Annotated in this window: 21 protein-coding genes, 1 tRNA gene and 1 other RNA gene; 9 read left to right on the forward strand and 14 right to left on the reverse strand. The window is 58.7% G+C overall.

Annotation, left to right across the window (positions count from 1 at the left end):
• Positions 1 to 108 precede the first annotated feature (108 nt).
• Positions 109 to 867 (forward strand): DUF4142 domain-containing protein, encoded by a 759-nt coding sequence (locus GKIL_RS23070; RefSeq protein ID WP_023175756.1) that lies wholly within the window; start codon positions 109 to 111, stop codon positions 865 to 867.
• Positions 868 to 873: 6 nt separating this feature from the next.
• Here the strand turns inward: GKIL_RS23070 and GKIL_RS20340 are convergent, their stop codons facing one another.
• The gene (locus GKIL_RS20340; protein ID WP_023175758.1) at positions 874 to 2334 is read right to left on the reverse strand and encodes a helicase C-terminal domain-containing protein; all 1461 of its coding nucleotides are present in this window, start codon (positions 2332 to 2334) and stop codon (positions 874 to 876) included.
• 175 nt (positions 2335 to 2509) lie between these two features.
• On the opposite strand from GKIL_RS20340, the gene GKIL_RS20345 reads away from it, so the two are divergent.
• Complete coding sequence (locus GKIL_RS20345; protein ID WP_187293851.1) at positions 2510 to 4603, forward strand: RNB domain-containing ribonuclease; 2094 nt, start codon at positions 2510 to 2512, stop codon at positions 4601 to 4603.
• Positions 4604 to 4606: 3 nt separating this feature from the next.
• Here GKIL_RS20345 and GKIL_RS20350 read toward each other — a convergent pair whose 3' ends face one another.
• The 3 genes from GKIL_RS20350 to GKIL_RS20360 all read right to left on the reverse strand — a co-directional run bounded on the left by GKIL_RS20350 (position 4607) and on the right by GKIL_RS20360 (position 7863).
• Positions 4607 to 5221 carry a LabA-like NYN domain-containing protein gene (locus tag GKIL_RS20350; protein ID WP_023175761.1) on the reverse strand — a complete coding sequence of 205 codons (615 nt, stop codon included), beginning with the start codon at positions 5219 to 5221 and terminating at the stop codon, positions 4607 to 4609.
• A gap of 26 nt (positions 5222 to 5247) precedes the next feature.
• Positions 5248 to 6120, reverse strand: a complete 873-nt coding sequence (gene glyQ, locus GKIL_RS20355; protein ID WP_023175762.1) for a glycine--tRNA ligase subunit alpha — start codon at positions 6118 to 6120, stop codon at positions 5248 to 5250.
• Between the two features lie 378 nt (positions 6121 to 6498).
• Positions 6499 to 7863, reverse strand: coding sequence for a TldD/PmbA family protein (locus tag GKIL_RS20360; protein ID WP_041244104.1), 1365 nt, complete (start codon positions 7861 to 7863; stop codon positions 6499 to 6501).
• A 136-nt stretch (positions 7864 to 7999) separates the two neighbouring features.
• On the opposite strand from GKIL_RS20360, the gene GKIL_RS23930 reads away from it, so the two are divergent.
• A complete protein-coding gene (locus GKIL_RS23930; RefSeq protein WP_023175764.1) occupies positions 8000 to 8158 on the forward strand; it encodes a chlorophyll a/b-binding protein in 159 nt (52 codons plus the stop codon).
• Between the two features lie 77 nt (positions 8159 to 8235).
• A complete protein-coding gene (locus GKIL_RS20370; RefSeq protein ID WP_023175765.1) occupies positions 8236 to 9342 on the forward strand; it encodes a UvrB/UvrC motif-containing protein in 1107 nt (368 codons plus the stop codon).
• On the opposite strand, the gene GKIL_RS20375 is transcribed toward GKIL_RS20370, so the two are convergent.
• Complete coding sequence (locus tag GKIL_RS20375) at positions 9314 to 9601, reverse strand: YkvA family protein (protein WP_223173791.1); 288 nt, start codon at positions 9599 to 9601, stop codon at positions 9314 to 9316. The two genes, GKIL_RS20370 and GKIL_RS20375, sit on opposite strands and share 29 nt — an antisense overlap.
• Before the next feature lie 123 nt (positions 9602 to 9724).
• On the opposite strand from GKIL_RS20375, the gene psbP reads away from it, so the two are divergent.
• The gene (psbP, locus tag GKIL_RS20380; protein WP_023175767.1) at positions 9725 to 10303 is read left to right on the forward strand and encodes a photosystem II reaction center PsbP; all 579 of its coding nucleotides are present in this window, start codon (positions 9725 to 9727) and stop codon (positions 10301 to 10303) included.
• 25 nt (positions 10304 to 10328) lie between these two features.
• A tRNA-Ser gene (locus GKIL_RS20385) sits at positions 10329 to 10413 on the forward strand.
• A gap of 76 nt (positions 10414 to 10489) precedes the next feature.
• On the opposite strand, the gene GKIL_RS20390 is transcribed toward GKIL_RS20385, so the two are convergent.
• From GKIL_RS20390 to GKIL_RS20425, 8 genes are all read right to left on the reverse strand, one after another.
• Positions 10490 to 12334, reverse strand: a complete 1845-nt coding sequence (locus GKIL_RS20390; RefSeq protein WP_023175768.1) for a DUF8201 family protein — start codon at positions 12332 to 12334, stop codon at positions 10490 to 10492.
• A gap of 66 nt (positions 12335 to 12400) precedes the next feature.
• Positions 12401 to 12847 carry a hypothetical protein gene (locus tag GKIL_RS20395; protein WP_023175769.1) on the reverse strand — a complete coding sequence of 149 codons (447 nt, stop codon included), beginning with the start codon at positions 12845 to 12847 and terminating at the stop codon, positions 12401 to 12403.
• Positions 12847 to 14148, reverse strand: a complete 1302-nt coding sequence (locus tag GKIL_RS20400) for a hypothetical protein (RefSeq protein WP_023175770.1) — start codon at positions 14146 to 14148, stop codon at positions 12847 to 12849. The genes GKIL_RS20395 and GKIL_RS20400 overlap by 1 nt, the downstream gene beginning before the upstream one ends.
• Positions 14149 to 14324: 176 nt before the next feature.
• Entirely contained in the window at positions 14325 to 15524 is a 1200-nt protein-coding gene (locus GKIL_RS20405; RefSeq protein ID WP_023175771.1) for an FkbM family methyltransferase, read from the reverse strand.
• 37 nt (positions 15525 to 15561) lie between these two features.
• Positions 15562 to 16848, reverse strand: a complete 1287-nt coding sequence (locus GKIL_RS20410) for a hypothetical protein (RefSeq protein ID WP_023175772.1) — start codon at positions 16846 to 16848, stop codon at positions 15562 to 15564.
• 48 nt (positions 16849 to 16896) lie between these two features.
• Positions 16897 to 17652, reverse strand: a complete 756-nt coding sequence (locus GKIL_RS20415) for an ABC transporter ATP-binding protein (RefSeq protein ID WP_023175773.1) — start codon at positions 17650 to 17652, stop codon at positions 16897 to 16899.
• A 47-nt stretch (positions 17653 to 17699) separates the two neighbouring features.
• On the reverse strand, positions 17700 to 18506 hold the full coding sequence (locus tag GKIL_RS20420) for an ABC transporter permease (RefSeq protein WP_051382971.1): 807 nt from the start codon (positions 18504 to 18506) through the stop codon (positions 17700 to 17702).
• Positions 18507 to 18524: 18 nt separating this feature from the next.
• Positions 18525 to 18932, reverse strand: a complete 408-nt coding sequence (locus tag GKIL_RS20425) for a VOC family protein (RefSeq protein ID WP_245595876.1) — start codon at positions 18930 to 18932, stop codon at positions 18525 to 18527.
• A gap of 47 nt (positions 18933 to 18979) precedes the next feature.
• Between GKIL_RS20425 and rnpB the strand changes: the two genes are divergently transcribed.
• From rnpB to GKIL_RS20435, 3 genes are all read left to right on the forward strand, one after another.
• Positions 18980 to 19330: RNase P RNA component class A (gene rnpB, locus GKIL_RS23155), an RNA gene on the forward strand.
• Between the two features lie 25 nt (positions 19331 to 19355).
• The gene (locus GKIL_RS20430) at positions 19356 to 19670 is read left to right on the forward strand and encodes a phasin family protein (protein WP_023175776.1); all 315 of its coding nucleotides are present in this window, start codon (positions 19356 to 19358) and stop codon (positions 19668 to 19670) included.
• Between the two features lie 149 nt (positions 19671 to 19819).
• Positions 19820 to 22240, forward strand: coding sequence for an ABC transporter permease (locus GKIL_RS20435; protein WP_023175778.1), 2421 nt, complete (start codon positions 19820 to 19822; stop codon positions 22238 to 22240).
• On the opposite strand, the gene GKIL_RS20440 is transcribed toward GKIL_RS20435, so the two are convergent.
• On the reverse strand, positions 22231 to 23520 hold the full coding sequence (locus GKIL_RS20440; protein WP_023175779.1) for an ATP-binding protein: 1290 nt from the start codon (positions 23518 to 23520) through the stop codon (positions 22231 to 22233). The two genes, GKIL_RS20435 and GKIL_RS20440, sit on opposite strands and share 10 nt — an antisense overlap.
• Positions 23521 to 23608: the final 88 nt, after the last annotated feature.

Consider the following 23608-nt stretch of genomic DNA (forward strand, 5'->3'; position numbering starts at 1 on the left):
TGGGCCGAGTCCCGTCTAAAGGCGGATGATTCGCCGTAGGAGCTTTTGTACAAGGAAGGGTAGAGATGACGTTCGGCGAATTTTCAGCCGAAACAAGGAGTATTGCAGATGAACGGCAAGACGATAGCTGCCACTCTGGCGGCCAGTTTGCTGCTTGCGGGCACACCGGCTGTGTTTGCGCAAAAGGCAATGAACCCCCAGACCGGCCAGGTCAAAGTCAGCCCGGTCGATGCCAAATTTATGGTCCAGGCTGCCCAGAGCGACATGACCGAGATCAAAACCAGCCAACTGGCGCTCGATAAGAGTCAAAACAGCGCCGTGCGCGATTTTGCCCAGCGGATGATCGACGAGCACACCAAGTCGAGCAGCGAGCTGAAGCCGATTGCCGAGCGCAAGAACGTGACGCTCGCGGCTGAATTGGCTCCCAAGCAGCAGGCCCTCTACGACAAGCTGTCGGGCCTGTCGGGCGAGCAGTTCGACCGCGCCTACATGCAGGGCCAGCAAAAGGCTCACAGCGACACCGAGGCGCTTTTCTCGCGCTACCTGCGCACCGGCAGGGACGCCGACACCAAAGCCTTCGCCCGCAAGGTCCTGCCGGTGGTTCAGAAGCACGAGCGGATGGCCGCCGATATTTCGAGCGGTCGCGTCGCAGGCTCGATGGATAAGTCGATGATGAACAAGCCGATGACACCCAATTCGAGTGGCACCGAGCCTGCAGCCACCACCAACCGCACCGGCCCGGCAATGGGTTCGCCTACGGACAACCAGACCACCAATCCGGCGAGCACTCCCCCTGCCAGCAACCAGACCAACAACACCAAAGATCGTCCTTACCCGGACAACGCCACCCCGACTGAGCCAAAGTAAGGCGTTTTATTCCAGGTAGCGCAACCGGCGGGCTGGGGTGAGCGCGTCGAGCAACAGAGCGCCGTAGCTGCGGTTGTTGATCCGGCTGTCGAGCAGGGCCACCAGCCCCTGGGTATGGCGCAAGGGGCTGATCCCGCGCTGGAGCCTGCCGATGGTCACAGGCAGCAGATACTCGCGGAACCAGTCCCGGCGCTGGGCCTTGAGCCACTGGACGCGGGCTGCCACCAGGGGATCGTCGAGCCTGGGAAAAGGCAGCACGCCGACAGCCAGGGTAGTCGGTACCCCAATCTGCTCGTGGTGCGCCTCCCAAAATTCCCAGCTGCAGAGCACGACGCCGTTGGCCTGGGGCTCGCGGCGGTTGACGCCGATGCGCGAACCAAACTGGGAAGCCAGACGAGCGCTCAGGTGCGAGCGCAACTGGTTGTCGGGCAACAGGACCACGAGCAGACCGGCGGAGATCGCTGTCAGCTCGGCGAGCATCGGCTCGATTGTCTGGGCATAGAGGGGCGAGGTCGGATCGCCCATCTCCGTCGGTAGGTAGAGCAACACTTCCTGTTCCCGTGGATCGGCTGGGAAGCGCAGGCAGGTCATCTCCTGCAGCCCCAGGCGGGTCCGAAAGGTGGTCGCCTCACGGGCCGGATCGAGCGCTTCGCCGATAATTACCACCGGTTGCCCGGGCCAGAGTGCCTGCTGGAGGGGACTGGCCAGGTCGATCGGGGAACTCACCAGGCTGAACTGGTTGCTCTCGCGGTAGTACTGGACCCACTGCACTTCGCCCTTGCGGGCGAGGGCGCTTCTAAAGGCGCTCCAGGCTCCTTCCGGAAGGCCAGCACTATCCAGATACCGCCTCAGATCAGCCAGACGGGCGGCATCGAGGGCAATGCGGTCGCTGGATTGGGCGATAAGTTGACGGACCAGACCGACCCGCCAGTCCAGCCAGCCTTCTGCCTGTGAAGGGTCGTCCTCGCCAAGACTGTCCCAGTCAGCGGGTTCGATGCGGACTGAGAGCACTTCGGTTGTCCACTGCTCAAGCTGGTGCGCCCCGTCGAAGAGCACCGGGATACCCCGAGGAAAGGCGCTTCCGCCCATCAGCCGGTCGCGCAAAAAATCCAGCGGGTCGCTGAGGAGCACGCCCTTCCAGTCGGGTGCGGGCCAGCGATCGCCGCTACCGATCGGCTTGTGCGCGGCGACGTGACGGCGCAGGAGCGGCAGATCGACTTCAAGTAACTGTTGCTGGATGCGCTCGCAGGCGCAGATAACCACCGACTCCTCGGCGGCAAGGGCAGGCAGCAGATAGCTCAGCCGGTGTTCGCCCGAACCGCTCACCTGCACGAGAGTCGAGCGGCCCTGGGACAGGGCACGCGCCACCAGCCGGCCCATCGTGAGCTGGTGCGGCCAGGCAGCTGAGGGCGGCTCCGAGCGGAGCAGTTTTAGAAGCTGGCGGTGGACCTGAACCTCGATGCCCATGCACCCAGTTTAAAAGGGACGCTATTCGACAAAATGCCTACTTTCAGGGTCAAAAAGTTAGTATAAACGCGATGTCGCTCGAGCACTATCGGCGGCATTCCTCTGTGGTGCAATCCGGGCCGGCAGTGCGGGGTGCCTGAGCAACGCAGCAGGGATCAGTCAACGGGGTATGGGCATGCAATTTTCTGTACAGGATTTGCTGGATCTGCTGTCACCGGAGCGCTCGGTAGCGCCGAAGGTTCTGCAGCAGAAGCTGGCTATTGAACAGGCGGAGGCGGGTGAGCAGTTGCAGCTGGCGCTCGATGCCTTAGAAAAGGTCAATCTCGTCGAAAAGACCCAGGGGCGCTACCGCCTGGTCTTTAACGACGAGATCATCGCCGGGCGGCTGCGCTGCAGCTCGAAGGGCTTTTGCTTTGTGACGCCCGATGGGCCGGAGAGTGAAGAAATTTTTGTCGTCGAAGGCGGGCTCAAAAATGCCTGGAACGGCGACCGGGTGCTCGTCCGCCTGCTCAAAAAAGCGTCGCGCCGCCGCAAACCGGAAGGTGAGGTGGTTCTGGTCACCGAGCGGGCCAACTCGACGCTGGTCGGGCGGCTGGCAGTTGACGACAAACTGCTGATGGTGCTGCCCCTCGACGATCGGCTGGGCAATCTGCTTGAGCTGGTCGAGGCTCCCAAAGCCGAACTGGCCGCCGATCAGATCGTCGAGGTGCAGATCGTTCGCTACCCCCTCGGACGCCGCCCGGCCAAAAGCCGCCTTCTGCGCGTACTGGGCAGCGCCAACGATCCGACGGTCGATCTCGATCTGGTGGCGAGCCGCTACCACCTGCAGTTCGGTTTTGACCCGGCCCTGGTGGCGGTAGCTGCCGAGGCCGCTGCCCTGCCGCCCGACAGCACAGGCCGCGAAGATCTGCGCTCCCTTCCGCTCGTCTGCTTTGCTGAGACGGGCAGGGATTTTGCCCTGTCGCTGGTGCGCGAGGACACAGGCTGGCAACTGGGACTACACACCAGCGATATTGCGGCCTTTGTCGCGGCTGGTTCTCCTATCGATCTAGAAGGCTACCGGCGCGCCTTCGCTGCCCAGTTGCGTGGGCAGCCGCTGCCGCTCTGGCCCGCAGCCCTCGGTGAGCGCGCTGCTCTGCTGCCGGGGGTCGATCGCGAAAGCTGGTCGGTAATCGTTACGCTCGACGCCCAGGCGCAGGTGCGTACTTATCGCTGGACCCGCTCGCTCGTTCAGGTGCGCACCCAGCTGGATGGGCTCGCCGAGGACCATCGGCAGGTTGCGGCTGCCCTCACTGCCCAAGGCGTCGCTCCCCTCGCCGCCCCCAACAGTCCGCAGATCTTCGTCGAGTTGCTCGAATCGCTGGTGGGCCAGCACCTGGCTCACCTGCACCTCAAAGGGCCCTTTGCCTGGCAGGCGGCCCCGGAGGGCACCGAGGTTCTCGACTGGTTGCGGCTGGGCCGGGCCTGCGGGCTGGAGGTGCCGGAGGCGGAGGCTCCCCTCGAACTGGATGGGCAGCACTACCGCCGCTGGCTTGAGGCAGCGGCGGCCCATCCGAGCGGCCCCACCCTGGTGGAACTGCTGCGCGCCACGCTGCCCGCAGCCCAGCTCAGTGCAGAACCGCAGCCCTACTTCGAGCGCAACAGTACCGCTGTCGCCCCCTGGGCCCGGCCCCTCCAGCGCTACGCCGATCTGTTGATTCAGCGGCTGCTGGTTCAGGTTCTCACCGAGGGCCGCGACCGCAAGACCCCACGCAGCAAGGTGAGTGTCGATCTGCGCGCTTCAAGCTGCCAGGGGTTGATCGATTGGCCCGTGCTCAAACCCAAACAACAAAAAGATTGGGAAGAAGCGATCCCCGGCTGGATTGCTCACCTCAATACCCGCACCCAGCAGATCCGTCAGGCTCTGGCCGATCTCGAAGGTTTCGAGCGGATTGGCCGCCTGAGCACCGAGGGCGAACCGCTGCGGGGATTGATTACCGGGGTCCAATCCTACGGCTTCTTTGTCGCCGTCGAGGAGCCCTTCGTCGAAGGTCTGGTGCATGTGAGCGGCCTCAAAGACGACTGGTACACCTACCAGGCCCGTGAACCGGCCCTGGTCGGTCGCCGCAGCCGCCGCCGCTTCCAGATAGGCGATCTGGTCAAAGTCAAAGTCAAGGGCATCGACTACTACCGCCAGCAGGTGGATCTGATGGTGGTGCGCGAGGAGATAGAACCCTCCGGAGGCGGTGAGCAGCCCGAATCGCCGCTGCTCACCGCCCCTGAATCCTAGACCTCAGCCATCGGGCGTATTTGCTGAAACCTGGTAGCGGGAGATCGGACCGCTGCCACTCGAAGAATTGGCGGCAATCGGCCCACCGGAGAGCGCCCGGCTCTCGATCGTCTTTTCGATGAAGGGCCGCAGGTCGTTGAGGTCTATGTAGCGATCGGCGGCATTGCGCAACTCGCGGGCGATCATACCCTCGGTGGAGACGACGGTAATCCGGGTATCCTTCGAGCGCAACAGCTCGACAGCCCGCTCAAAATCGCCGTCGCCACTGAAGAGGACGGCATGGTTGTACTGGCCAACCGTATTGAACATATCGACGACAATTTCGATGTCAAGATTGGCTTTTTGTGTCATCTCGCCCGAAAGCCGGTCGTAGTATTCTTTAAGAAATTTTTCTCGAACCGTAAATCCCATCGCAATCAGAGCGTCGCGAAATCCGCGCTGGTCCTGGGGATCGCGAATACCGGTATACCAGAAAGCGTTGACGAGCGCTTCGTGGCGATTGAAATACTCGAGCACCTTGCGCGGGTCAAAAAACCAGCCGTTCGAGCGCTGAGCATAGAACATGTTGTTGCCATCGATAAAGATCGATACGCGATCTTGGCGGTAATGAGCGACCATGGAAACTCCTAAAAGCAGGTATAACGTCAGACGTTGCTTAGCAACGGGAAGCCCAGTGCTTCTCTTTGCTTTGCATAGGTTTGGGCGATTCGCCTGGCCAACTGGCGAATCCGGCCAATATAGCCAGTCCGCTCGGTGACAGCGATCACACCGCGCGCATCCAGCAGGTTGAATGCGTGCGAACACTTGAGAACATAGTCGAGAGCAGGAAAGACGAGTTTGCGCTCGACGAGGGCAGTGGCCTCCTGCTCGTACAACCTGAAGAGAGTAAACAACAATTCCGGGTTGGAGTACTCGAAATTATAGGTGCAGTTTTCGATCTCGCTCTCGCGGTAGACCTGGCCATAGCTCAGGCCCGGTCCCCAGGCGATGTCATAAACTGAATCCACTCCCTGCAGGTACATAGCAAGCCGCTCGATACCGTAGGTGATTTCGATAGAAACCGGACGGCAATCGATACCTCCACACTGCTGGAAATAGGTGAACTGCGTCACCTCCATTCCATCGAGCCAGACCTCCCAACCTACTCCCCAGGCTCCAAGCGTCGGCGACTCCCAGTTGTCCTCGACAAACCGAATGTCGTGTTGCTCGGGATGCACTCCAAGAACGCGCAGCGACTGCAAATATAGCTCTTGAATATTGGCAGGAGAAGGCTTCATCAACACCTGATACTGGTAGTAATGTTGCAGACGATTGGGATTCTGCGCGTAACGACCATCGGTGGGCCGGCGGCAGGGCTCAATATAGGCAACATTCCAGGGTTCCGGTCCCAAAGCCCGCAAAAAAGTGTGCGGGCTGAAGGTACCCGCTCCTTTTTCGAGGTCGTAGGGCTGAACGATCAGACATCCCTGCGCCTCCCAAAAATGATGCAGCGCCAGGACAATGTCTTGAAAGTTCATAAAGGTAGGTGTAGCTCGAAATGTTCTGTTAACAGGTTAGCGCATCAATGTATCGCACTACACCAATCGCTGGTCGTCTTCTAGAAAATTAACAACTTCCAAAAAACGGGGATCACCGCTCGCTTCGGCGATCCCAGCCCAGGGACAAGCCCTCTGGCGCGCTCTGCGCCCTAATATATAGACATGTATTCCTGCGTCTTCTTTCCCCGGTGAATCGTCCTGCCCTCGCCCATCGGGATGGCGCATCGACTATGGGACGGGCCCGCTCGTTGCTGGTTGTCCTGGGATGGCTCCTGATGCGGTTATCTATTCAAGCTGACGAGCCGGACTGCCCGCTTTTTATGAGCTACCCAGCTCAGCTCTGGCGCTAGAGGTGGTCTAGCGACCACCGATGACGACATTGCGGAGGCGCAGATGCGGGCCACCCACCGCCACTGGCAAGGGCGATTGCCCACCCTTGCCGCAACCGCCCGAAAGCCAGACTTGATCGCTGCCGATGGCCTCGATATCGGTAAGGGTCTGAAAAACATTGCCCGTGAGGGTAATGTCACTTACGGGTTCGGCGATTTTGCCGTTGCGGATCATAAAACCTTCGGCGGCAGCGAAGGTGAACATCTCGCCGTTGGTCTGCCCTCCCAACATCCGCACCGCGTACACGCCCTCATCGATGTCAGCGATCATCTGCTCAAAGGAAGTGTCCCCGGCCAGGATGCCGGTGTTGGTCATCCGTACCAGGGGCGGATAGGTGCCTCCCAGGGCGCGGGCATTGCCGGTCGGTGCTTCGCCCAGCTTACCGGCGGTCTCGCGGTTGTGCAGGCGCTCGGTAAGAACGCCGTCTTTGATCAGGTACTTGCGCCGCGTCGGTACGCCCTCGTCGTCGTAGGCGATCGTGCCGGGCTGGCCAGTGACGGTGCCGTCGTCTACGACATTGAGGGCCGAGATGGCGATCGGCCTGCCGCGCTCGAGCAACTGCTGCATGCGCGGATTTTCGTAGATAAAGTCCGCTTCAGAAAGATGACCAAACGCCTCGTGGATGAACACCCCGGCCAGGTATGGATCGAGTACCACCTGATAGGTACCGGCTGGGATCGGCTTTGCTTCTAGCTGGCGAAGGGCGCGCCCGGCGGCACCCAGCACCCGCTCCTCGATACCCACCAGCGCGTCAAAGTCGGTGCGCGAGTGGACCGACTCGAAGCCCTGGCGAATCGTGCTCCCGTCGCGGGCAATGACGCCAAAGCGGCCCGTCACATCGAGGCGCTCCTGTTCGAGAATTGTGCCTGTGGAGTTGACGAACCAGACGGTGCGCAGCCGGTCGCTCAAACTCGTCGCCGTCGTCTGAATGCGCGGATCGGCCTCCAGTAATAGCCGGTTGTAATGCTCAAGCAGTTCGCGCTTATGAGCCAGGCTTACCCCACGCGGGTCGCGCCCGAGTGCTACCCGCACCGTAGCGGTGACAGGCTCGACTGCCGCCAGTTCGGTCGATTCATCGCCGACGAGCTTTGCCTGGCTGACGGCCTCCGCCACCCGGCTTTGCAGCTCATCGAGATTGTTGAAGGTGACAAAGCTCCAGCCCCCCCGATGACAGGCCCGGATCCCTCCCGCCAGATCAAAGCTGCGGTCGATGGCTTCAAGACGCCTGCCCCGAAAAGCAACCGCCGTCGCCTCGCTCTGTTCGAGGCGAATTTCGAGATAATCGACCGCCGAGCGCTGGGAGGCAAGGGCGGCAAGAAGTCTTTCCTGCATAAAACTGGCCACTGACGATAGACCCATTCTAGGACGCGGGGACCACCAGTACGCTTCTCAAATAAAGTTTTGTGTACTATGATCGCATTGTTCGTAATGTTTCTTTACTTTGCTGTCTAGCAACGGGAGTCCGGCGATGAACGACGATTTCACTTCTTCTACCAGGCCCCAGTTTGGCTTTACGCCCTATGCCGAGTTGCTCAACGGTCGGCTGGCGATGATCGGCTTTGCTGCCGCTCTGCTCATCGAGGTGGCCACGGGCAAGGGCGTGCTGCACTTTTTGGGGCTGGTTTGAGCAGTCTGGCTTCTGAAGCGCTCAAAATAGAAGCTGGGCGGTCCCCTTTTTGATAGGTGCCGGGCTATCTTCGAGCCATGCAGTCCTGGTTGTCGGTTCCGATCGAGCGGATCGAAGATCTGCCCGATCTGCCGGGGGTCTACCGGTTCCTCGATGGGGCCGGTCGGCTGCTTTACATCGGCAAATCCGTTCATCTGCGCACCCGCGTGCGCTCCTACCTGCGCCAGGGCGGCGGCCACTCCCGCCAGACCGGGCGGCTCAAGTTCGAGGCGCGGGTAGTCGAGGTGCTCTTGACTGGCTCAGAACTGGCGGCGCTCCTGCTGGAGGGCCGCCTTATCCGCCAGCACCTGCCGCCTTTTAACTGCGCCCAAAAGCGCTACCGCCAGTACCCATTTTTGCGCTTGAGCGTGCAGGAGGAGTATCCGCGCCTGCACCTTACCCGCGTCCTCGCAGGCGACGGAGCGGAGTACTACGGCCCCTACAACCAGGGACATTTTGTGAGCGAACTGGCGGAGTTGCTCTCAGCCAACCTGGGCCTGCGCACCTGCCGGGATTTTTCTGCCCTCCAGCACGGCTGTTTGCTCGATCAGCTGGGCCGCTGCCTCGGTCCCTGCCGCACTGACAGGGTACAGACAGAATACCGCCGACAAGTCGAGCAGTTGCGCGCTCTGTTGCGCGGCGAGGGGGGCGAAGCGCTACTGGCCCGCTTTGAAGCGCAGATGCAGCGGGCCGCCGAACGCGAGGACTTTGAGCAGGCGGCCCGCTGGCGCGATCGCTGGCAGGCGCTCAAGCACTTTCTGGCCCACCAGGGCTACCTGCGCGAGCGGGTGCGCCTCGATGCGGTCGCCGTTCATCCTGGCCCGCCGCAGACACCCGGCAGCGTCGAACTCTTCTGGATTCGCCAGGGCCGCCTGAGCCGGATCGATCACCTTCCGGGCAAGCTCGACAGCGAGCCATTGCGCCAAAAGCTCTTGGAGACGCTGGTGGCCGACTACGAAGATCAACCGCTCCCCAGCCCGCTGTTTGCCCTGCCCCAGCAGGATCTAGACGAGGTGCAGACCGTGGGCGGCTGGCTCTACCGCCACCGCCACGACGACAACCTGCTGTGGCTTACGGACATCGAACCTGCCCGTGCCGCTGGAGTGTTGATTGCCCTTATCGAGCAGAGCCGTCAGCGTCGATGAGCGTATGGTCAGCCTCCCCCAGCGCGTAGCGGCGCTCAGACCAGGAGACGGCCATCAGGTGAATCAGGGCGATGATCGCCAGATCGTCGAGCTGCCCCAGCCCTGGAATCAAGTCGGTGATGAAGTCGGTGGGCAGCAGCAAATAAGCGGCACATACGGCCAGAACCCCAAATTTGAGGCTCCCCGACACGCGCTCACTCCGGTAGAAGCGAACAGTGTTGCGGACAAGACGCCACCACTCGCGCGCAGAAGTCGGCACAAACCGCATCGCATTACCTCAAAAACACTCAATCTATTTTAGCGTTTGCGGCTCAAGAGGGTGAATGCTTCCGACCGGCCCCTGCTTTGCTGGTAGATTGGTGAGAGCGCAGACGGAGAGAAGATGATTTTTGCGACCGGAGGCAGGCGGCTTGTATCCAGCGGTATCGCTGCCTTACTTGTCCTGGGTCTATTTGCCTGTAGCCGCTCCGGGATCAATGCTCCGCCGGGTTTCCAGCGCTTCCAGGAGCCCAACTCGGCATTCACCCTCGTCTATCCCGACACCTGGACCTTCCAGAACGATCCCGGTGGAGCGGTGCGCCTCTCCGACCCGGCAGATGCCACCTATCAAGTCTCCGTCGTCGTGAGCCCCGCTCCCCGCAAGGACATCAAAGACATCACCGCCTTTGGCTCACCCAAAGCTGTGGCTGAGCGCTTCGCGACGCAGGTACTTAAAAAGAAAGCGCCGCCGGGAGCGAAGATCGAGATTGCCAATCCCCAGGAGCGCAAGGACAGCAAGGGCATTCCTTACTATTCCTTCGAGGTCGTGCTTGCCTCTGGGGGCAAGGCGATTCACTACGTTTATTGCGTGAGTGTCAACGGCGGCAAAGTGTACACCCTCGCCACCGGCTCCAACGCCATCGCCTGGCTCGATCGGCGCGAGAAGCTTTACCAGATAGTCAACTCGTTTACGATCAATTAGTCCCGTGATAGCCTGGATAGGCTCTGGAGAGGTGACAGAGCGGTTGATTGTGACGGTCTCGAAAACCGTTGAGGCGCAAGCCTCCGGGAGTTCGAATCTCCCCCTCTCCGCTCAGAAATTGGCTTACTGTACGACCTGCGTTTACCGACTTGCACAAATAAGATACCCAAGGCAACCAACAAGCAGTTACTTATTTTTTTGGGATACAAAGCGCATGCCGTCGAAGGCGGCGGGTATACCAGGCAGATCGAACCGTGCTCGAAAGCCTGCTTTAAGAGAGGAACCTCTGCCTTCAATTGGGTAGTAGAGGTAGGGTGTACAGGGCAGTGGTGCGTACCAGCACTGCTGACCCTGGTCTGGTCTGTAAATCTGAAGGTTGCGCACCGTAAAGCGCTGCACCGCCACCGCTGGATACGTTTCCTGGTAGCGGATAAATTTGGCAGTGGGCAGATAACCTGTGTGGAGTTGCTCGATGGTTTCAAGATAATGACGGGTGATCTTAACACCGCTACCCAGTAACAATGACTCTACTTCTGTCAGCAATACCAGGGCAACGACGACAGCTGCCACCAGCCAGGTCGGCGGCAACCATTTTTTTTCGACAACGGTTTTTAAGGCGACAACTGCACCGGGTAGCACCAGCCCAATCGCGCCAGCAGCAACAAAGCCATAGCCAAAGCGCAAAAAAGGCGCGTTCAAAAACCAGTAGACCAGTCCAGCAGCTATCGTGATATAAACCAGCCCATATTGCCAGAGAAAAGTGACGAGCCACGCCCTGTGCAATAGCCCTGTCAGTACAAAAAGCAGGAGTGCAACGAGCAAGAACTGAGCGACTGGCGTTGCTCTAAAATTGGCCCACCAGGAAGGAAACCAGTAAGCGTAACCACCGGCCAGTACCTCGGCGGGCGGTTTGAATTGCATCCTTGCCCAGCCGGCAATCGCCAGTTGTTCACCCAAAACCACCGCCCGTGGCATTTTCCAATCGGGCGTAAACAGATCGACAGCTGCCAGGGGATAAACGAGATAGCCAGAGAGAATAACACTGCGGATCAACTTTGGGAGTAGCATCCCGAGTCCCAGCAGAAAATACCCCAGCATAGCCGCCCGTCCTTCGAGCCGAAATTGTCGGTAAGCCAGGTAGATAATCGGCAACAATAGCGGCAGAACGCTCCACTTAATGGCGACAGCAAACAAAGCAACGATAGCGATCGCTGCCTGCAGAACGCGCGTATCAGTCTTGTGAACCTGCTGCTCAAGACAACGGCAAACCAGGGCGAGCGTCACCAATGTCAAGATCGCTGCTGGTTCATCGGTTGTCGGAGAAGCAATATTGCCAATTAACTCCAGCAACGGCACGACCAGAAACAGACGGAAGAGGCTACTGGCCCGTACACATCCGGACCTGCGCATCTCATCGAAACCACCCAGGGCGAAGCAGAAACTGCAGAAGGCCACCAGCCCCAACAGATTGTGCAGGGGAAACTTAATGAGCCAGGAGAAGCTAAAGAGCGCACACGGCAAAAACCACAGCGAATCAACCGCAAGGGGCGCAAGCAAGTTGCCCAGGCCCGGAACCACACCGTACTGCTCGATCCAGTGGATAGAAGGGACGTGGTACAGGCCAGAATCATAATTGAAATAGCCACGCCCTAGCCAGAGTTTGCCCAGAGAAGTAAGCGCCAGTACGCCGAGCAGAATACCAGGCATCAGCAAAAAGAGCTTGCTGGTTGCAGCAAACTGTTCGCGCAGGCAGTTCAACCAAAATACGAACGCCCGGCGGTACACCCAGCTGAAGCCGCAGGCGAATAGCAATACCAATAGATTAGCAGCCGCAGCGATAGGCATCCCTAGCGACAGATAGCCGGTAAGGCTCGCAATAACCGCCAGCCCTACCAATGGCAGAACACTAAGGGGCACTTCGATCTCGGAAGTGGCCCGCGTCTGGTTGCTATTAATTTTATAGAGGATCAACCAACCGTAAAGACCACTGAGAATCCCGATGTAGATCCAGGAGAGCACAATCGTGATCACTGCTGGACCTCTCAATCAGAATATATTGCCAACAGTTGCAGCCCTGCACCAGTGGATTTTACCATCTCATTCGATTTTACTATTTGCATGGAGGATCCAGGAATTGGGCTGGAGAATTTCCCGAAGGCGTTGTTTGATCTTTTTATTTTCTCTTGTCAGCCGTTCCTGTTGTTGCTGTAGCAACAACAAGCTCTGGTTGGTCTTTTCGAGTTGTCGAGCCATGTAATCTAATTGACGAACAACCTGAGCATTTTGGGCATGGCGAAGACAAGATTCAGCCTGGAGCATCTCAATCAAGTGAATATTGGCTTTCATGATTGCAGACTCATTTTCGAGAGACGTTAAGACAGCACTTTCGATGTTTTTTGACTCATAATAACTTTCTTCGAGAAAAGAGCTGTCAAGCTTTGTTCTTATTGAAGTAAGGTTGCTTTCTAACAGGGTGATTGTAGAGAGCAGATAGTCCAGCTTTGCTAGTAGAAGATCCTTCACGACTTTTAATCTATTGATCATCAGGTAATCTGCCCTCCCGGCGCAGCAAAGACTGTCTTTCTATTTTCATTCAACTTTTCAAACCTGTCGCTGCATGGGGCACCGAGGGCAAGCGAGTTCCAGATCCATTCAGCGGTACCTGCTGCAGAGAAGATGGGGGCTAGCCTGGCTGCATTCTGGCGCATGAGTGCTTGATTTTCGGTAGAAGTGACAAATTGAACTGCAGCCTGAAAAGATTCCGTCGTGTAGGCAGCGGTTACGCCAATGCCATTGCTCTCGACAAATTGAGAGGCAACCGTCTGCCGACTGCCCAGGACAATAATGGGTGTGTGCGAGGTGCTCAAGATAAACGGAATCCGACTTGGTAAACTTAACCTGGCCAGAGCGGCCTGATCATCGTCGCTATCGAGGGTGCCGGACGGTACCAGCACGAAGGCATAGCTGCGCAACAGAGGGACCAGTTTACTTTCAGGCAAAAATTCATCGAGTTCAATACCGTCAGCCTTGAGATCGGCTCGCTCGAATTCCAGCCACTTCATAGAAGTACTCTTGCAGTTGCACCGCCAGGAAACTTTGACCCCGCTTCCGCGCACTGTCGCCCGCAGCAATTGCAACCACCGTCTTCCCCAGATATTGCCAACGACAACCGTCGCCAGCGGATCGACTTCCAGTTGAGGATTTTCTGTTACCGGCAATTGATCGGATACGACAGGGGGCAACAGCCAGAATCGACAACCAAATTTGTCTTCGTAAGCGCGCTGCATCTCGGCAGAGATGGCCAGGCAGAGGGACGATCTAGCGAATAATTCTTTGAGCAACGTGTCGGGTATGGCATCAGAGTAGATATTCTGATCGTCCATGATGTACGTACACAAAGGGGCTTGCGAATAACTATGGGCGATCAGCGCCAGCCGCACCTCGTCCGGGAAATAGGGAATGCAGACAATCCGGCGAATCGCCCGGCCTTTGAGCGCACCGAGAAGTTGCGCGCCCAGTTGCAGTTGCGAGAGGCCACGCTGGGAGAGCCGATAACTTTCAGCGCCAAAATTTTGCTTCCCATCGTACAGATCCATCGACCGGATCGACAGGATGCGCGGCTGGTCCGCGAAAATTCTTTTTGTAAGGATACCCGTTCCATGCTTTTCGCTGACTTCCGCGTGGGAGAGCAGTAAGTCGATGGCGTCTTCGGGACCAACCTGAAGCTTAGAGTCGTTGAGCAGCCGATCCTGCAACAGCCTCTCACCAGAAGCAATCGAGTCAGCGATTGCTGAGCGAAGTCTACTATTTTCTGCGAAAGTATCGTGTGAGTTGGAAGTGGCCATCTAGACTCTGCAGCAAGCGTGAAGGACAACGGGCAGGGGAGATTGCACAGGTTGGTCCTGACTTTAGCATCTTCTAGAATGCTTTGGAATATGGAGAAAATCCTTCAGGCAAACTTCAATTCGTGCTTTGCGATGAGCAACGACCGGGGCAATGAGTCCGCGAGTGCAAAAACGGTTTAACTGGCAGTTGGCTCCGAGGCGATCAACGTCTGGGGCAGGCTCGCCGAGCACCATTGAAAAGCCTGGCTGAAGATGTCATGGCTCTGGAAGAAGAAAATGTTACCCCAGGATGACGCGATGGAGCGGGGAGAATTGCAGTAGAATCCGACGTCATTGCGCCCCTCGTCCCTGTGAATAACAATATGCCAGTAGTAGCCGCGACGGCGCATCTCCGCTACCTGTCTGTCCAGCCGATTGGCATCGTTTGTTGGGGCAAAGACCATTTGCTCGTCCCAATACTCGGTTGTGACGACCGGGTAGCGATGGGTGTCCATACCACGGATAACCTCGATATCGAAACCTTCGGCGTCGATCTTGAGGAGGCCGACGGTTGCTGGTACCTCTGCGGAGCGGTGCAGGCTTGCCAGACTTCTGACCGGCACATCTACGGCCTCGACAAAGTGCAGATCGGCAGGCATCGGGTGCCTGAGCAGGCTGCTATAGAGAGTGACGTCCTTGTAGACGCCAGTGGCAGACAGATCTCGGGCGATATGCAACTGCATCGTGGTGTCGGAGGGACCGAGGGCCAACTGAAAAGGGTGAAAGTTCTCGTTGTCACCGATCCGCTGCTTAAGCTGCTCAAAAGCTGGTTGATAAGGTTCAAAGGCAAAGACCTGATACCCTACTTCCAGCAGGCGTTTCGAAATATCGCCGACATTTGCTCCCACATCGAGGGCAATGCGGGATGGCAAGAAAGTGTACAGGTAGGCCATCAGTTCTACCTCGGTACTGTCGTAGGCGGAGTACTCGAGGGGAGGAACACCGATTTGCCTGAGAGGTTGGGCTGAGACGTCCAGCCGCTCGTTGGGAGCCGGAGTTGATCTCTGCAGCAGCTGGGGCAGCGCCCTCAATATTTGTTGTATTTCTTTTAAGTCAGTCCGGGTGCCCAGCGATTCCTCCTGCAGACGTTCGAGCTGTCGGGCCATGCGCAATAGATACTCATAATCAACCTTTTGTCCTTCCTGCACCCTCTGAGCAAGAAAAATCAGCGCTTCGATTATCGAAGAATCATTTTCGAGCGTCGAAGCGCCAGCCGTCGTTATCGCTGCCATATTCTCCAGCAACAAGTCCAGTTTGCGGATGTGGGCCAGCAATTCGTCCAGCTTGTCGAAAAGCTCATTTTTGATTGTTTTCAGCCTGGCTGGTCTGAGGAACACAACAATTCACCTTTTATCCTGTATAAAGCGTGACCTGTTATTTTCTGGTGGTATTCCAGGCACTGAATAGATTTTCAAATCGACCATCGCTTGCCTTGCCTGCCGCAACAGAATGCCAGATCCAATCTGCCACAGCGTCAGCGGAAAATGCAGCGGCGACAGCGGCGGCGTTGCGACGGTACCTGCACTGATTTTCAGTAACCATGATCTGCCCAAGAGCCTGCTGAAAACTCGCCGCCTCATAATCGCTGACAGTACCGATGTCGAGGCACCTGATAAAGTGCGCTGCGGAGGTCTGTTCGCTGCCCATGACGATGACCGGCGTGTTGGCGGTGGCCATCGCAAACAGTATTCGCCCCGGCAGGCTCAAACTGAGATCCGGACGGTCCTCTACGCCATCGAGCAGACCGGTCGGCACCAACACAAAAGGTGCCTGGCGAAGCAGGTTAACCAGGGTCGCTTCTGCTACCAGTCCTCTGGCGGTGATGCCGGATTGGGCCATCACTTCTGTAGAAAGTCCTGTGAAAGTGTGGGGCTGGCCGTACCAGTCCAGCTTGCAACCGGCCCCCTTTACTGCAGTGCAAAGAAGTGAGAGCCAGTTCTCGCTCCACATGCTGCCAATTAAAATACCTGGGCGATCAAACCGCTCGGGCAGTGTGGCAGCCGTCTGGATAAACTGCTCAGGTGCAACCGCCGGCAGCAGCCAGAAGGTGAAGCCAAACTTTTCTTCGTAGGCCTGACGCATTTCTGGGTGGGTTGCCAGCCGCAGGGAAGCTTTGGAGAGAAACTCTTGCATCAGGGCATCAGGAATGGCACTGACTGTAATATTTTGATCGTCCATGATCCAGATGACCAGGGGGACATCAAATATCTCTTTGACGGCGATAGCAAAGAGCAACTGCTCGGTGGAATAGGGAACGCAGAAAATCCTCTGGATATCCTGGCTTTTGAGGAGCCTGCTTGCCAGAAGAAAAATCTCCTGTCGCGAACATCCCTTCAACGATAAACATAAATTACTGTAGCCGAAGCGCTGAAGACCGCCGTAGTTGTTGCTGGAGCGCACAGAAAGGATATTTGTGTCATCTTTGAAAATTCTTTTTAGAAGCACCCCCGTGCCATGGTTTTCGACAACCTCATCGAGGGTGATCAAAAGAGTTGCATTGGCCGTCTTCGGAAGCAGCGAGTCGTCATCAGATTCTTGCATCACGATACTGGTGACCGACGAGACAGGCTCGCTTGTGGCGATGAGTGCAGCCAGCTTTTCGCGCAGTTCGGCGTTTCTTTGCGCTTTCTGGTCCATCAACCCGTGCCAGTTGATATCCACGCTCCCGTCTCCTTGACTTCGGTGTGTCTGTTGAGCGGATAGTTGCATTCAACCAATGTTAGCGGCCCCAGAGCGGGTGGAGTCGAGATAGAGCCCCACCACCTCAGTAGCCGGACCACTGCAGACGATTCGACCGCCGCTCAGCCAGACCGCCCGCTCGCAGGACTGTTCGATGAAGGGCAGATCGTGGGAGACCACTAAGACCGTGGTGTGCGACTGCCAGAACTGCCCCAACCGGTTGCGGCACTTTTCTTTGAAGCGCTCGTCTCCCACCGAAAGCACCTCGTCGAGGATCAAGATGTCCGGCGGTACGTCGGTGGCGATAGCAAAGCCCAACCGGGCGGTCATGCCCGAGGAAAGCGTCTTCACCGGTACGTCGGCGTAGGACTCCAGATCCGCAAAGCGCAAGATCTCCTGGCTGCGCTCGCGCATCTGCTGGCGGGAGAAGCCCAAAAACACGCCGTAGAGCACGATGTTGTCCACCAGCGACAGCTCCGAGTCGAACCCGGCCCCGAGTTCGATGAGGGGGGCGATGTCGCCCTGGACCCGGACTTCGCCCGTGTTGGGCTTTAAGATGCCGCAGATCACCTTGAGCAAGGTAGATTTGCCGGAGCCGTTCGAGCCGATGATCCCCAGCTTCTCACCGGCACTGACCACCAGATCGATGCGGTCGAGCACCTGCTTGCGGCCAGGCTTGCGGTAGCGGCCATCCAGAAACGAGAGGATGGTGGTCTTGAGATCGTAGGAGAACTCTTCCTGGGTGCGCCGCCAGAGGGAGACGTTATTGAGCCGTATAACTTCCAAGCCAATGTTTGAGATGAACTTTTAGGCAGCCTAACCCGATTCGGAGCCTACAACAAGTCCATGTACTGGTCGGAGCGGGCATTAAAAAACAGAGCGCCGATGGTGCAGACGACCGTACCTGAGAGCAGCGCGATTCCCAGTACGCCCCAACTGAGATCGGCCCGACCGAGGATGAGCTGGCGCAGGCCCTCGATGATCGGCGTCAGGGGATTGAGATCGATGAATGTCTTGACCTGCTTGGGCACGATCGCCGCCGGATAGAACACGGGACTACTGAGAAACAGGGCAAAGGCCACCAGTTCGTAGAGGTAGGGCAGATCTCGAAAAAATACGTACAGGGCGCTCACCAGGAAGCTGATACCTGTGGCGGCGAGCACCAGAGCTACGGAGGGGATCACCAAAAGCAGCGCATAGAACGGATTGTGGGAGACCACCAGCGTCATCACAGCCAGCAGCGGCAGGGGACCGACGACGAACTGAAAGATGTTGGATAAGACCAGCGACAGGGGCAGGATGCTGAAGGGCAGGCGGATCTTGTTGAGCAGGGCACCGCTGTTGACGACACTCGGCAGCGCCTGGGTAGTGGTGACGTTAAAGAAGTTGATTACCACGAGCCCGGTGAAGGCGGCGAGCAGGTAGTTGAGCAGCGAATGGTCGTAGTAGGCGGCAAAAGTGGTGCCAAAGATGGCCGTATAGGCGGCAGTCATCAGCAGGGGATTGAGAAGCGACCAGTACACCCCCAGAATCGAGCCTCGATAGCGCACCTTGAGGTTGCGCTGGGTAAGCACAAAAAGCAATTCCAGGTAGCGGTGGGCTGAGGGAGCCAGTTTTTCGAGTGGGAGTGCGCGCAGCATTGTGGCGAGACTGGGCATCTACTTACCATACGGCACTTCGCCCAGTTCGAGAATGTTACCGTCTGGATCTTGGACGAAGAAGGCGGCCCGGCCCGAGGCGCTCGCTTGAACGGGGAAGCCCGCTTTTTCTAAGCGATCCCTGGCAGCCAAAAGATCGTCCACGGCCAGCGCCAGGTGACGGTTGCGCCCCAGCCTCTGGGCATCGACTGGATCCGGGCAAATCTGAGCAGAGACGATGAGATGAATCTGAAAATCCCCCAGCTCGTACCACAGACCCGCAAAGCCCAGGGCTCGATCGCGAGCCGGGGTGAGCCCCAGCACCTCACCGTAAAAGTGGGCGGACCGTTCGAGGTCACCTACCAGGATCGCCGCGTGCAAAGGACGGATGACGCGCATGATCGCCGCTCGTACGGATCGATCACGCACGATACCCCAGCAAAGCGGTGCTGTCCAATCGGTAAGATAGAGGCGGAGGAGTTGGCGCGGTGGTCGCGGGCCGGGCAACCGGCCTGAGGAAAGTCCGGGCTCCCCAACGAGCGGATTGCTGGGTAACGCCCAGTGCGCGCGAGCGTGAGGATAGTGCCACAGAAACATACCGCCGATGGGAGTGGCAACACTCCACAGGCAAGGGTGCAAAGGTGCGGTAAGAGCGCACCAGCGACATCGAGAGGTGTCGGCTCGGTAAACCCCGTCCTGAGCAAGGCGGGGGACAGATGGGTTGCTCGTTGACCGTCCCCCAAAAGCCGCTTGAGGCGTCAGGCAACTGGCGTCCCAGACAGATGACCGCCCTTCGAACAGAACCCGGCTTACGTCCGGCTCCTCCACCTGAGTTTCTATCCGGTGGGTGACATGGAAAACAACGTTCTCAGACAACTCCTCTTGATGGGCGTGGGTGCAACCGCTGTCCTCACCGAACGGATTCAGCAGGCCGTCGATGAGTGGGTGGGCGAGGGCCGCCTGCGCCAGGAAGATGCCAAAGAATTTCTCGACGATCTGCTCATTCGCCTGCGCGAGGAGCAGGGCAACCTCGAAGAACAGTTCCGCCGCCAGATCAAGACGGTGCTCAAAGAATACGACGTGCCCAACCAGTCCGAAATCGAAGCGCTTAAAAACCGCCTCGACCGCCTGGAGTACCAGTTACGCCAGTTGCAGGACAGGCTGTAAACCGGATCTGCCATTGACAAAGAGCTTGACTCCACGTAAGGTAATTTTGCATGTCGGTCCGGCATTTGCCTCGAACCTTCGTCTGGAAGCGTGCCGGAGTTGTTTTTGTCTGATCGCCAACGACATCGCAGTGTTTACCAGAGGGGGCTATGCAAGTATTGATTCAAGATCTCAGCTATGGCCTGCGGTCGCTTTTGAGCAAGCCTGTCTTTACCGTCGTCGCACTGGTTGCCCTCGCCCTTGGGATCGGTGCGAACACGGCTGTCTTCAGCGTCGTCAACGCTGTCTTACTCAAGCCCTTTCCCTACAAACATCCCGAGCAATTGATCGTCGTCTCTGCAAAGGATGGGCAGATAGACGAAGGAGTGAGCTATCCCGACTACCTCGATTATCGGGAGGCCAGAACCAGCTTCACCCAGTCAGCTGCTTTTTTAGGTGAAAGCTTTGTCCTCTCAGGGGGCGGACAGCCAGAACGGCTGCGCGGTGCGTTTGTCAGCTCCGGATACCTCTCTACACTCGGTATCGCGCCCGTTCTCGGTCGTGATTTTCTGCCCCAGGAAGATTTGCCCGGCTACCGCAGCGTGCTGCTGTCGTACAGCTTCTGGCAGAGCCGCTACCGGGGCGACCCCGGTGTACTGGGCCGCTCCTTGCGCTTAAATGGTCAACTTTTTACTATCGTCGGCGTCCTGCCGCAGGGCATATCTTTTAAATACGACGAACAGTTTCTTACCTCCTTTGGCTCCTGGCTGACCAAAGGCCGCAATCCAAAGCTGGGGATCAACGATCCGTGGGGCCGGGGCAATCACTTTTCAATGCTGATGATCGCCCGCCTCAGGACCGGTCATACCCTCGATCAGGCCCGCTCCGAACTGGCAGCGATCGCAGCCAGGCTCGCCCGTCAGTATCCCGATACCAACGCCACCACCCAGGCGCGAGCGGTTTCGCTGAGCGAGTTCGTCCTCGGCAACATTCGGACGACGCTACTGGTGTTGATGGCGGCAGTGCTTTTTGTGCTGCTGATTACAGCGGCGAACGTCGCCAACCTTCAGATCGCCCGCTCGGCAGCCCGGCGACGCGAGGTGGCACTGCGCACCGCCCTCGGAGCAAGCCGGGGACGGATTGTCCGCCAGCTTCTGACCGAGAGCCTGCTGCTGTCCAGCCTGGGAGCACTCATCGGCTTGATCGTAGCCTCGCTCAGCATCGCTCCGATCACCGCCTTGATCCCGGCAGATGTTCCAAGAGCCAGCCAGGTTGCGATCGATTTACCGGTGTTGCTCTTCGCGATCGGCGTGGCTGTGGCAGCTGGTGTTGGCTTTGGCGTAGGGCCGGCGATGGCTGCTGCCCGGACCAGTCCGGCAGAGGTGCTCAAGGAGGACAGCCGGGGGGCGATCGGCGGACGCAGGCAGGGGCGCTTGCGCAATAGTCTGATTGTCGCGGAAGTCGGGCTGGCTCTGGTTTTGCTCTGTGGAGCGGCCCTGATGCTGCAGAGTTTTATCAAACTGCGCAGCGTTGAGCCGGGCTTCAGCACCACCAGGACGTTGAGTGCCTACCTCAGTCTTCCTGCGCAGAGCTATCCAGATGCGGATGCGCAGCGGCGCTTTGCACAGCGTCTGATCGAACAGTTGCATACTCTACCAGGGGTGCGCTCAGCAGCGATCGTCAACGACATCCCGCTCACGCACTTTCAATCGGGCGCGCAGGTTGAAGTGCCGGGATATGTGGGCAAGGAGCTGCCTTACGCCGACTATCTAAGCACCAGCCCCGGCTACTTTGAGTTGATGGGCATTCCGCTGCTGGCCGGGCGGACTTTTGACGAGCAGGACCAGCCGGGCCAACCGGGAGCCGTCATTGTCAACGACCTTGTCGTCCGCCGCTTCTTCCCGGACGGCAACGCGGTCGGTAAGCGCCTGCGGCTACCGGGCATCTCCGACTGGCTCACGATCGTGGGAGTGGTCAGATGCATTCACCAAAACGATCTCAAGGAGCCGCCCAACCTCCAGGTGTACCGGCCTTTTGCCCAGGATCCCTGGGCTGAGATTGGGATCGTTCTTAAAAGCGACATTGCGCCTACCGCCCTTGCTGCCAGCCTGCAGCGCGCCGTCCAGAGCATCGATTCGGATTTGCCGGTGACAAAGGTGCGCTCCTTGCAGAAAGTGATCGACGACTCGGTACAGGCTCCGCGCCTGACGATGGTGCTGCTTGCGATCTTTGCCGGGATCGCCCTTGTGAACGCTGCTATCGGTATCTACGGGGTGATGAGCTATTCGGTGAGCCAGCGCACCCACGAGATCGGCGTGCGCATGGCCCTCGGTGCCCTGCCCGCCGACGTGCTCAAGCTGGTGGTCGGCCAGGGAATGCTGCTGGTGCTGGTAGGAGTGGCGATCGGGCTGGCGGGCGGCCTTGTCGGGTTGCAACTGTTGTCGAGCCTGCTTTTTGGCATCGGGGCGAGCGATCCGATCACTTTCGGGGCCGTGGCGATGTTGCTCGTGCTGGTGGCCCTCGTCGCCTGCTATCTGCCCGCTCGCCGGGCAACCCGGATCGATCCGGCCATCGCCCTGCGCTACGAGTAGGGCGCACCCGCCAGCGCCAGCTCCGAGCGCAAAAAGTCGATGAACTGGCGGGCGGTGCGCCCGGAGCGGCTGTTGTGGTGCATCACCCACTGCAGCGCACGGCGCTCGAGATCTTCGGCTGCCAGAGCAATGCCTGCCTGTTCTGCCAGGTAACGGACGATGCGCAGGTAGGTCTTCTGATCGGCGGGTTCAAACGTCAGCGTCAGTCCGAAGCGGTCGCTAAAGGACAGCTTCTCCTGCACCGTGTCCCAGGCGTGTACTTCCTCATCGCTGGGCCGGGGACGGTCGCCAAAAAATTCGCGAATCAGGTGGCGACGGTTGGAGGTGGCGTAGACGACGACATTTTGGGGACGGGCGGTCAGATTGCCTTCGAGGACGACCTTGAGCGCCTTGTAGGCTTCTTCGCCCTCCTCGAAGGACAGATCATCGACGAAGAGGACGAACTTGAGGGCGAGGGGGCGCAGGTGGTCGATGAGCAGGGGCAGCGCCTGCAGTTCGGACTTGGCGACCTCGATGAGGCGCAGGCCGCGTTCGGCGTACTCGCTCAGCATCGACTTGACCAGCGACGACTTGCCGGAGCCACGACTGCCATAGAGCAGAACGTGCAGCGCCGGATAGCCGGCAAGCAAAAATTCGGTATTGCGGCGCAGGGTGTCGCGCTGCTGTTCGTAGCCCACCAGCTCCTGCGATCGGATCTGCTCCGGGTGGGCGATGCCGACGAGTTCCCCTGCCTGCCAGCGCAGCGCCCGGTAGCGAGCAAAAAGACCGATTCCCGCCTCGCGGTAGTGCAGAGCGAGCCGGGGCAGCGCCTCTGCCCAGGTGCCGCCCCGATCAAAAAAAGGGACCACCTTCGGCCAGTGGGGCAACGGTACTGCCTGGCCTGTAACCTGCTCCATCCACAAAGCGATTTGCTCGCTTTCTAGATCGTGCAGCCGCTGTAGGATCTGCAGGTCGTGGCGGGCAGCCTCGACGAGCGCTGGGGGCAAGACCTGCACCTCGCAGTGCTGGAGCTGAGCTGAAAAAGGATTGTCCGCCTGCAAAACGGCCTCCACCAGAGCGTCCGGCCAGCTCTGGGCGCGCTCAGCCAGGGTTTTGAACCACAGGCCGTAAGCTTCCAGACAGCGGAGAATCTGGCTCTGGTTTCCGGGTGAGGCCGAGCCCAGTCCATCGAGCAACCCGAGCAAGGCCCGCACCGGCGGCGCTGTCAGCACCTCCTGATAGATAAGCAGGGAAGCAGCCTCCCGGCGCAGCCGACGCACTGTATCGTTGAAATCGCCCAAGCAGGTCTCTCCCAATACTTCTGCCCATTGTCGCCCTGCTGAGCGCCGGAGGAACGAGGAACATCCATCCTGGACGGTTCGTCCGGCA

The organism is Gloeobacter kilaueensis JS1, assembly GCF_000484535.1.
GTDB lineage: Bacteria > Cyanobacteriota > Cyanobacteriia > Gloeobacterales > Gloeobacteraceae > Gloeobacter > Gloeobacter kilaueensis.

Bases quoted from the DNA above. Each gene is read 5' to 3' on its own strand.
- psbP (WP_023175767.1), top strand. From the start codon at position 9,725: ATGATTTTTGCGACCGGAGGCAGGCGGCTTGTATCCAGCGGTATCGCT.
- GKIL_RS20360 (WP_041244104.1), bottom strand. From the start codon at position 7,863: ATGCAGGAAAGACTTCTTGCCGCCCTTGCCTCCCAGCGCTCGGCGGTC.
- GKIL_RS20430 (WP_023175776.1), top strand. From the start codon at position 19,356: ATGGAAAACAACGTTCTCAGACAACTCCTCTTGATGGGCGTGGGTGCA.
- GKIL_RS20420 (WP_051382971.1), bottom strand. From the start codon at position 18,506: ATGCTGCGCGCACTCCCACTCGAAAAACTGGCTCCCTCAGCCCACCGC.
- GKIL_RS20435 (WP_023175778.1), top strand. From the start codon at position 19,820: ATGCAAGTATTGATTCAAGATCTCAGCTATGGCCTGCGGTCGCTTTTG.
- GKIL_RS20400 (WP_023175770.1), bottom strand. From the start codon at position 14,148: ATGGCCACTTCCAACTCACACGATACTTTCGCAGAAAATAGTAGACTT.
- GKIL_RS20370 (WP_023175765.1), top strand. From the start codon at position 8,236: ATGCAGTCCTGGTTGTCGGTTCCGATCGAGCGGATCGAAGATCTGCCC.
- GKIL_RS20345 (WP_187293851.1), top strand. From the start codon at position 2,510: ATGCAATTTTCTGTACAGGATTTGCTGGATCTGCTGTCACCGGAGCGC.
- GKIL_RS23070 (WP_023175756.1), top strand. From the start codon at position 109: ATGAACGGCAAGACGATAGCTGCCACTCTGGCGGCCAGTTTGCTGCTT.
- glyQ (WP_023175762.1), bottom strand. From the start codon at position 6,120: ATGAACTTTCAAGACATTGTCCTGGCGCTGCATCATTTTTGGGAGGCG.
- GKIL_RS20340 (WP_023175758.1), bottom strand. From the start codon at position 2,334: ATGGGCATCGAGGTTCAGGTCCACCGCCAGCTTCTAAAACTGCTCCGC.
- GKIL_RS20350 (WP_023175761.1), bottom strand. From the start codon at position 5,221: ATGGTCGCTCATTACCGCCAAGATCGCGTATCGATCTTTATCGATGGC.
- GKIL_RS23930 (WP_023175764.1), top strand. From the start codon at position 8,000: ATGAACGACGATTTCACTTCTTCTACCAGGCCCCAGTTTGGCTTTACG.
- GKIL_RS20395 (WP_023175769.1), bottom strand. From the start codon at position 12,847: ATGATCAATAGATTAAAAGTCGTGAAGGATCTTCTACTAGCAAAGCTG.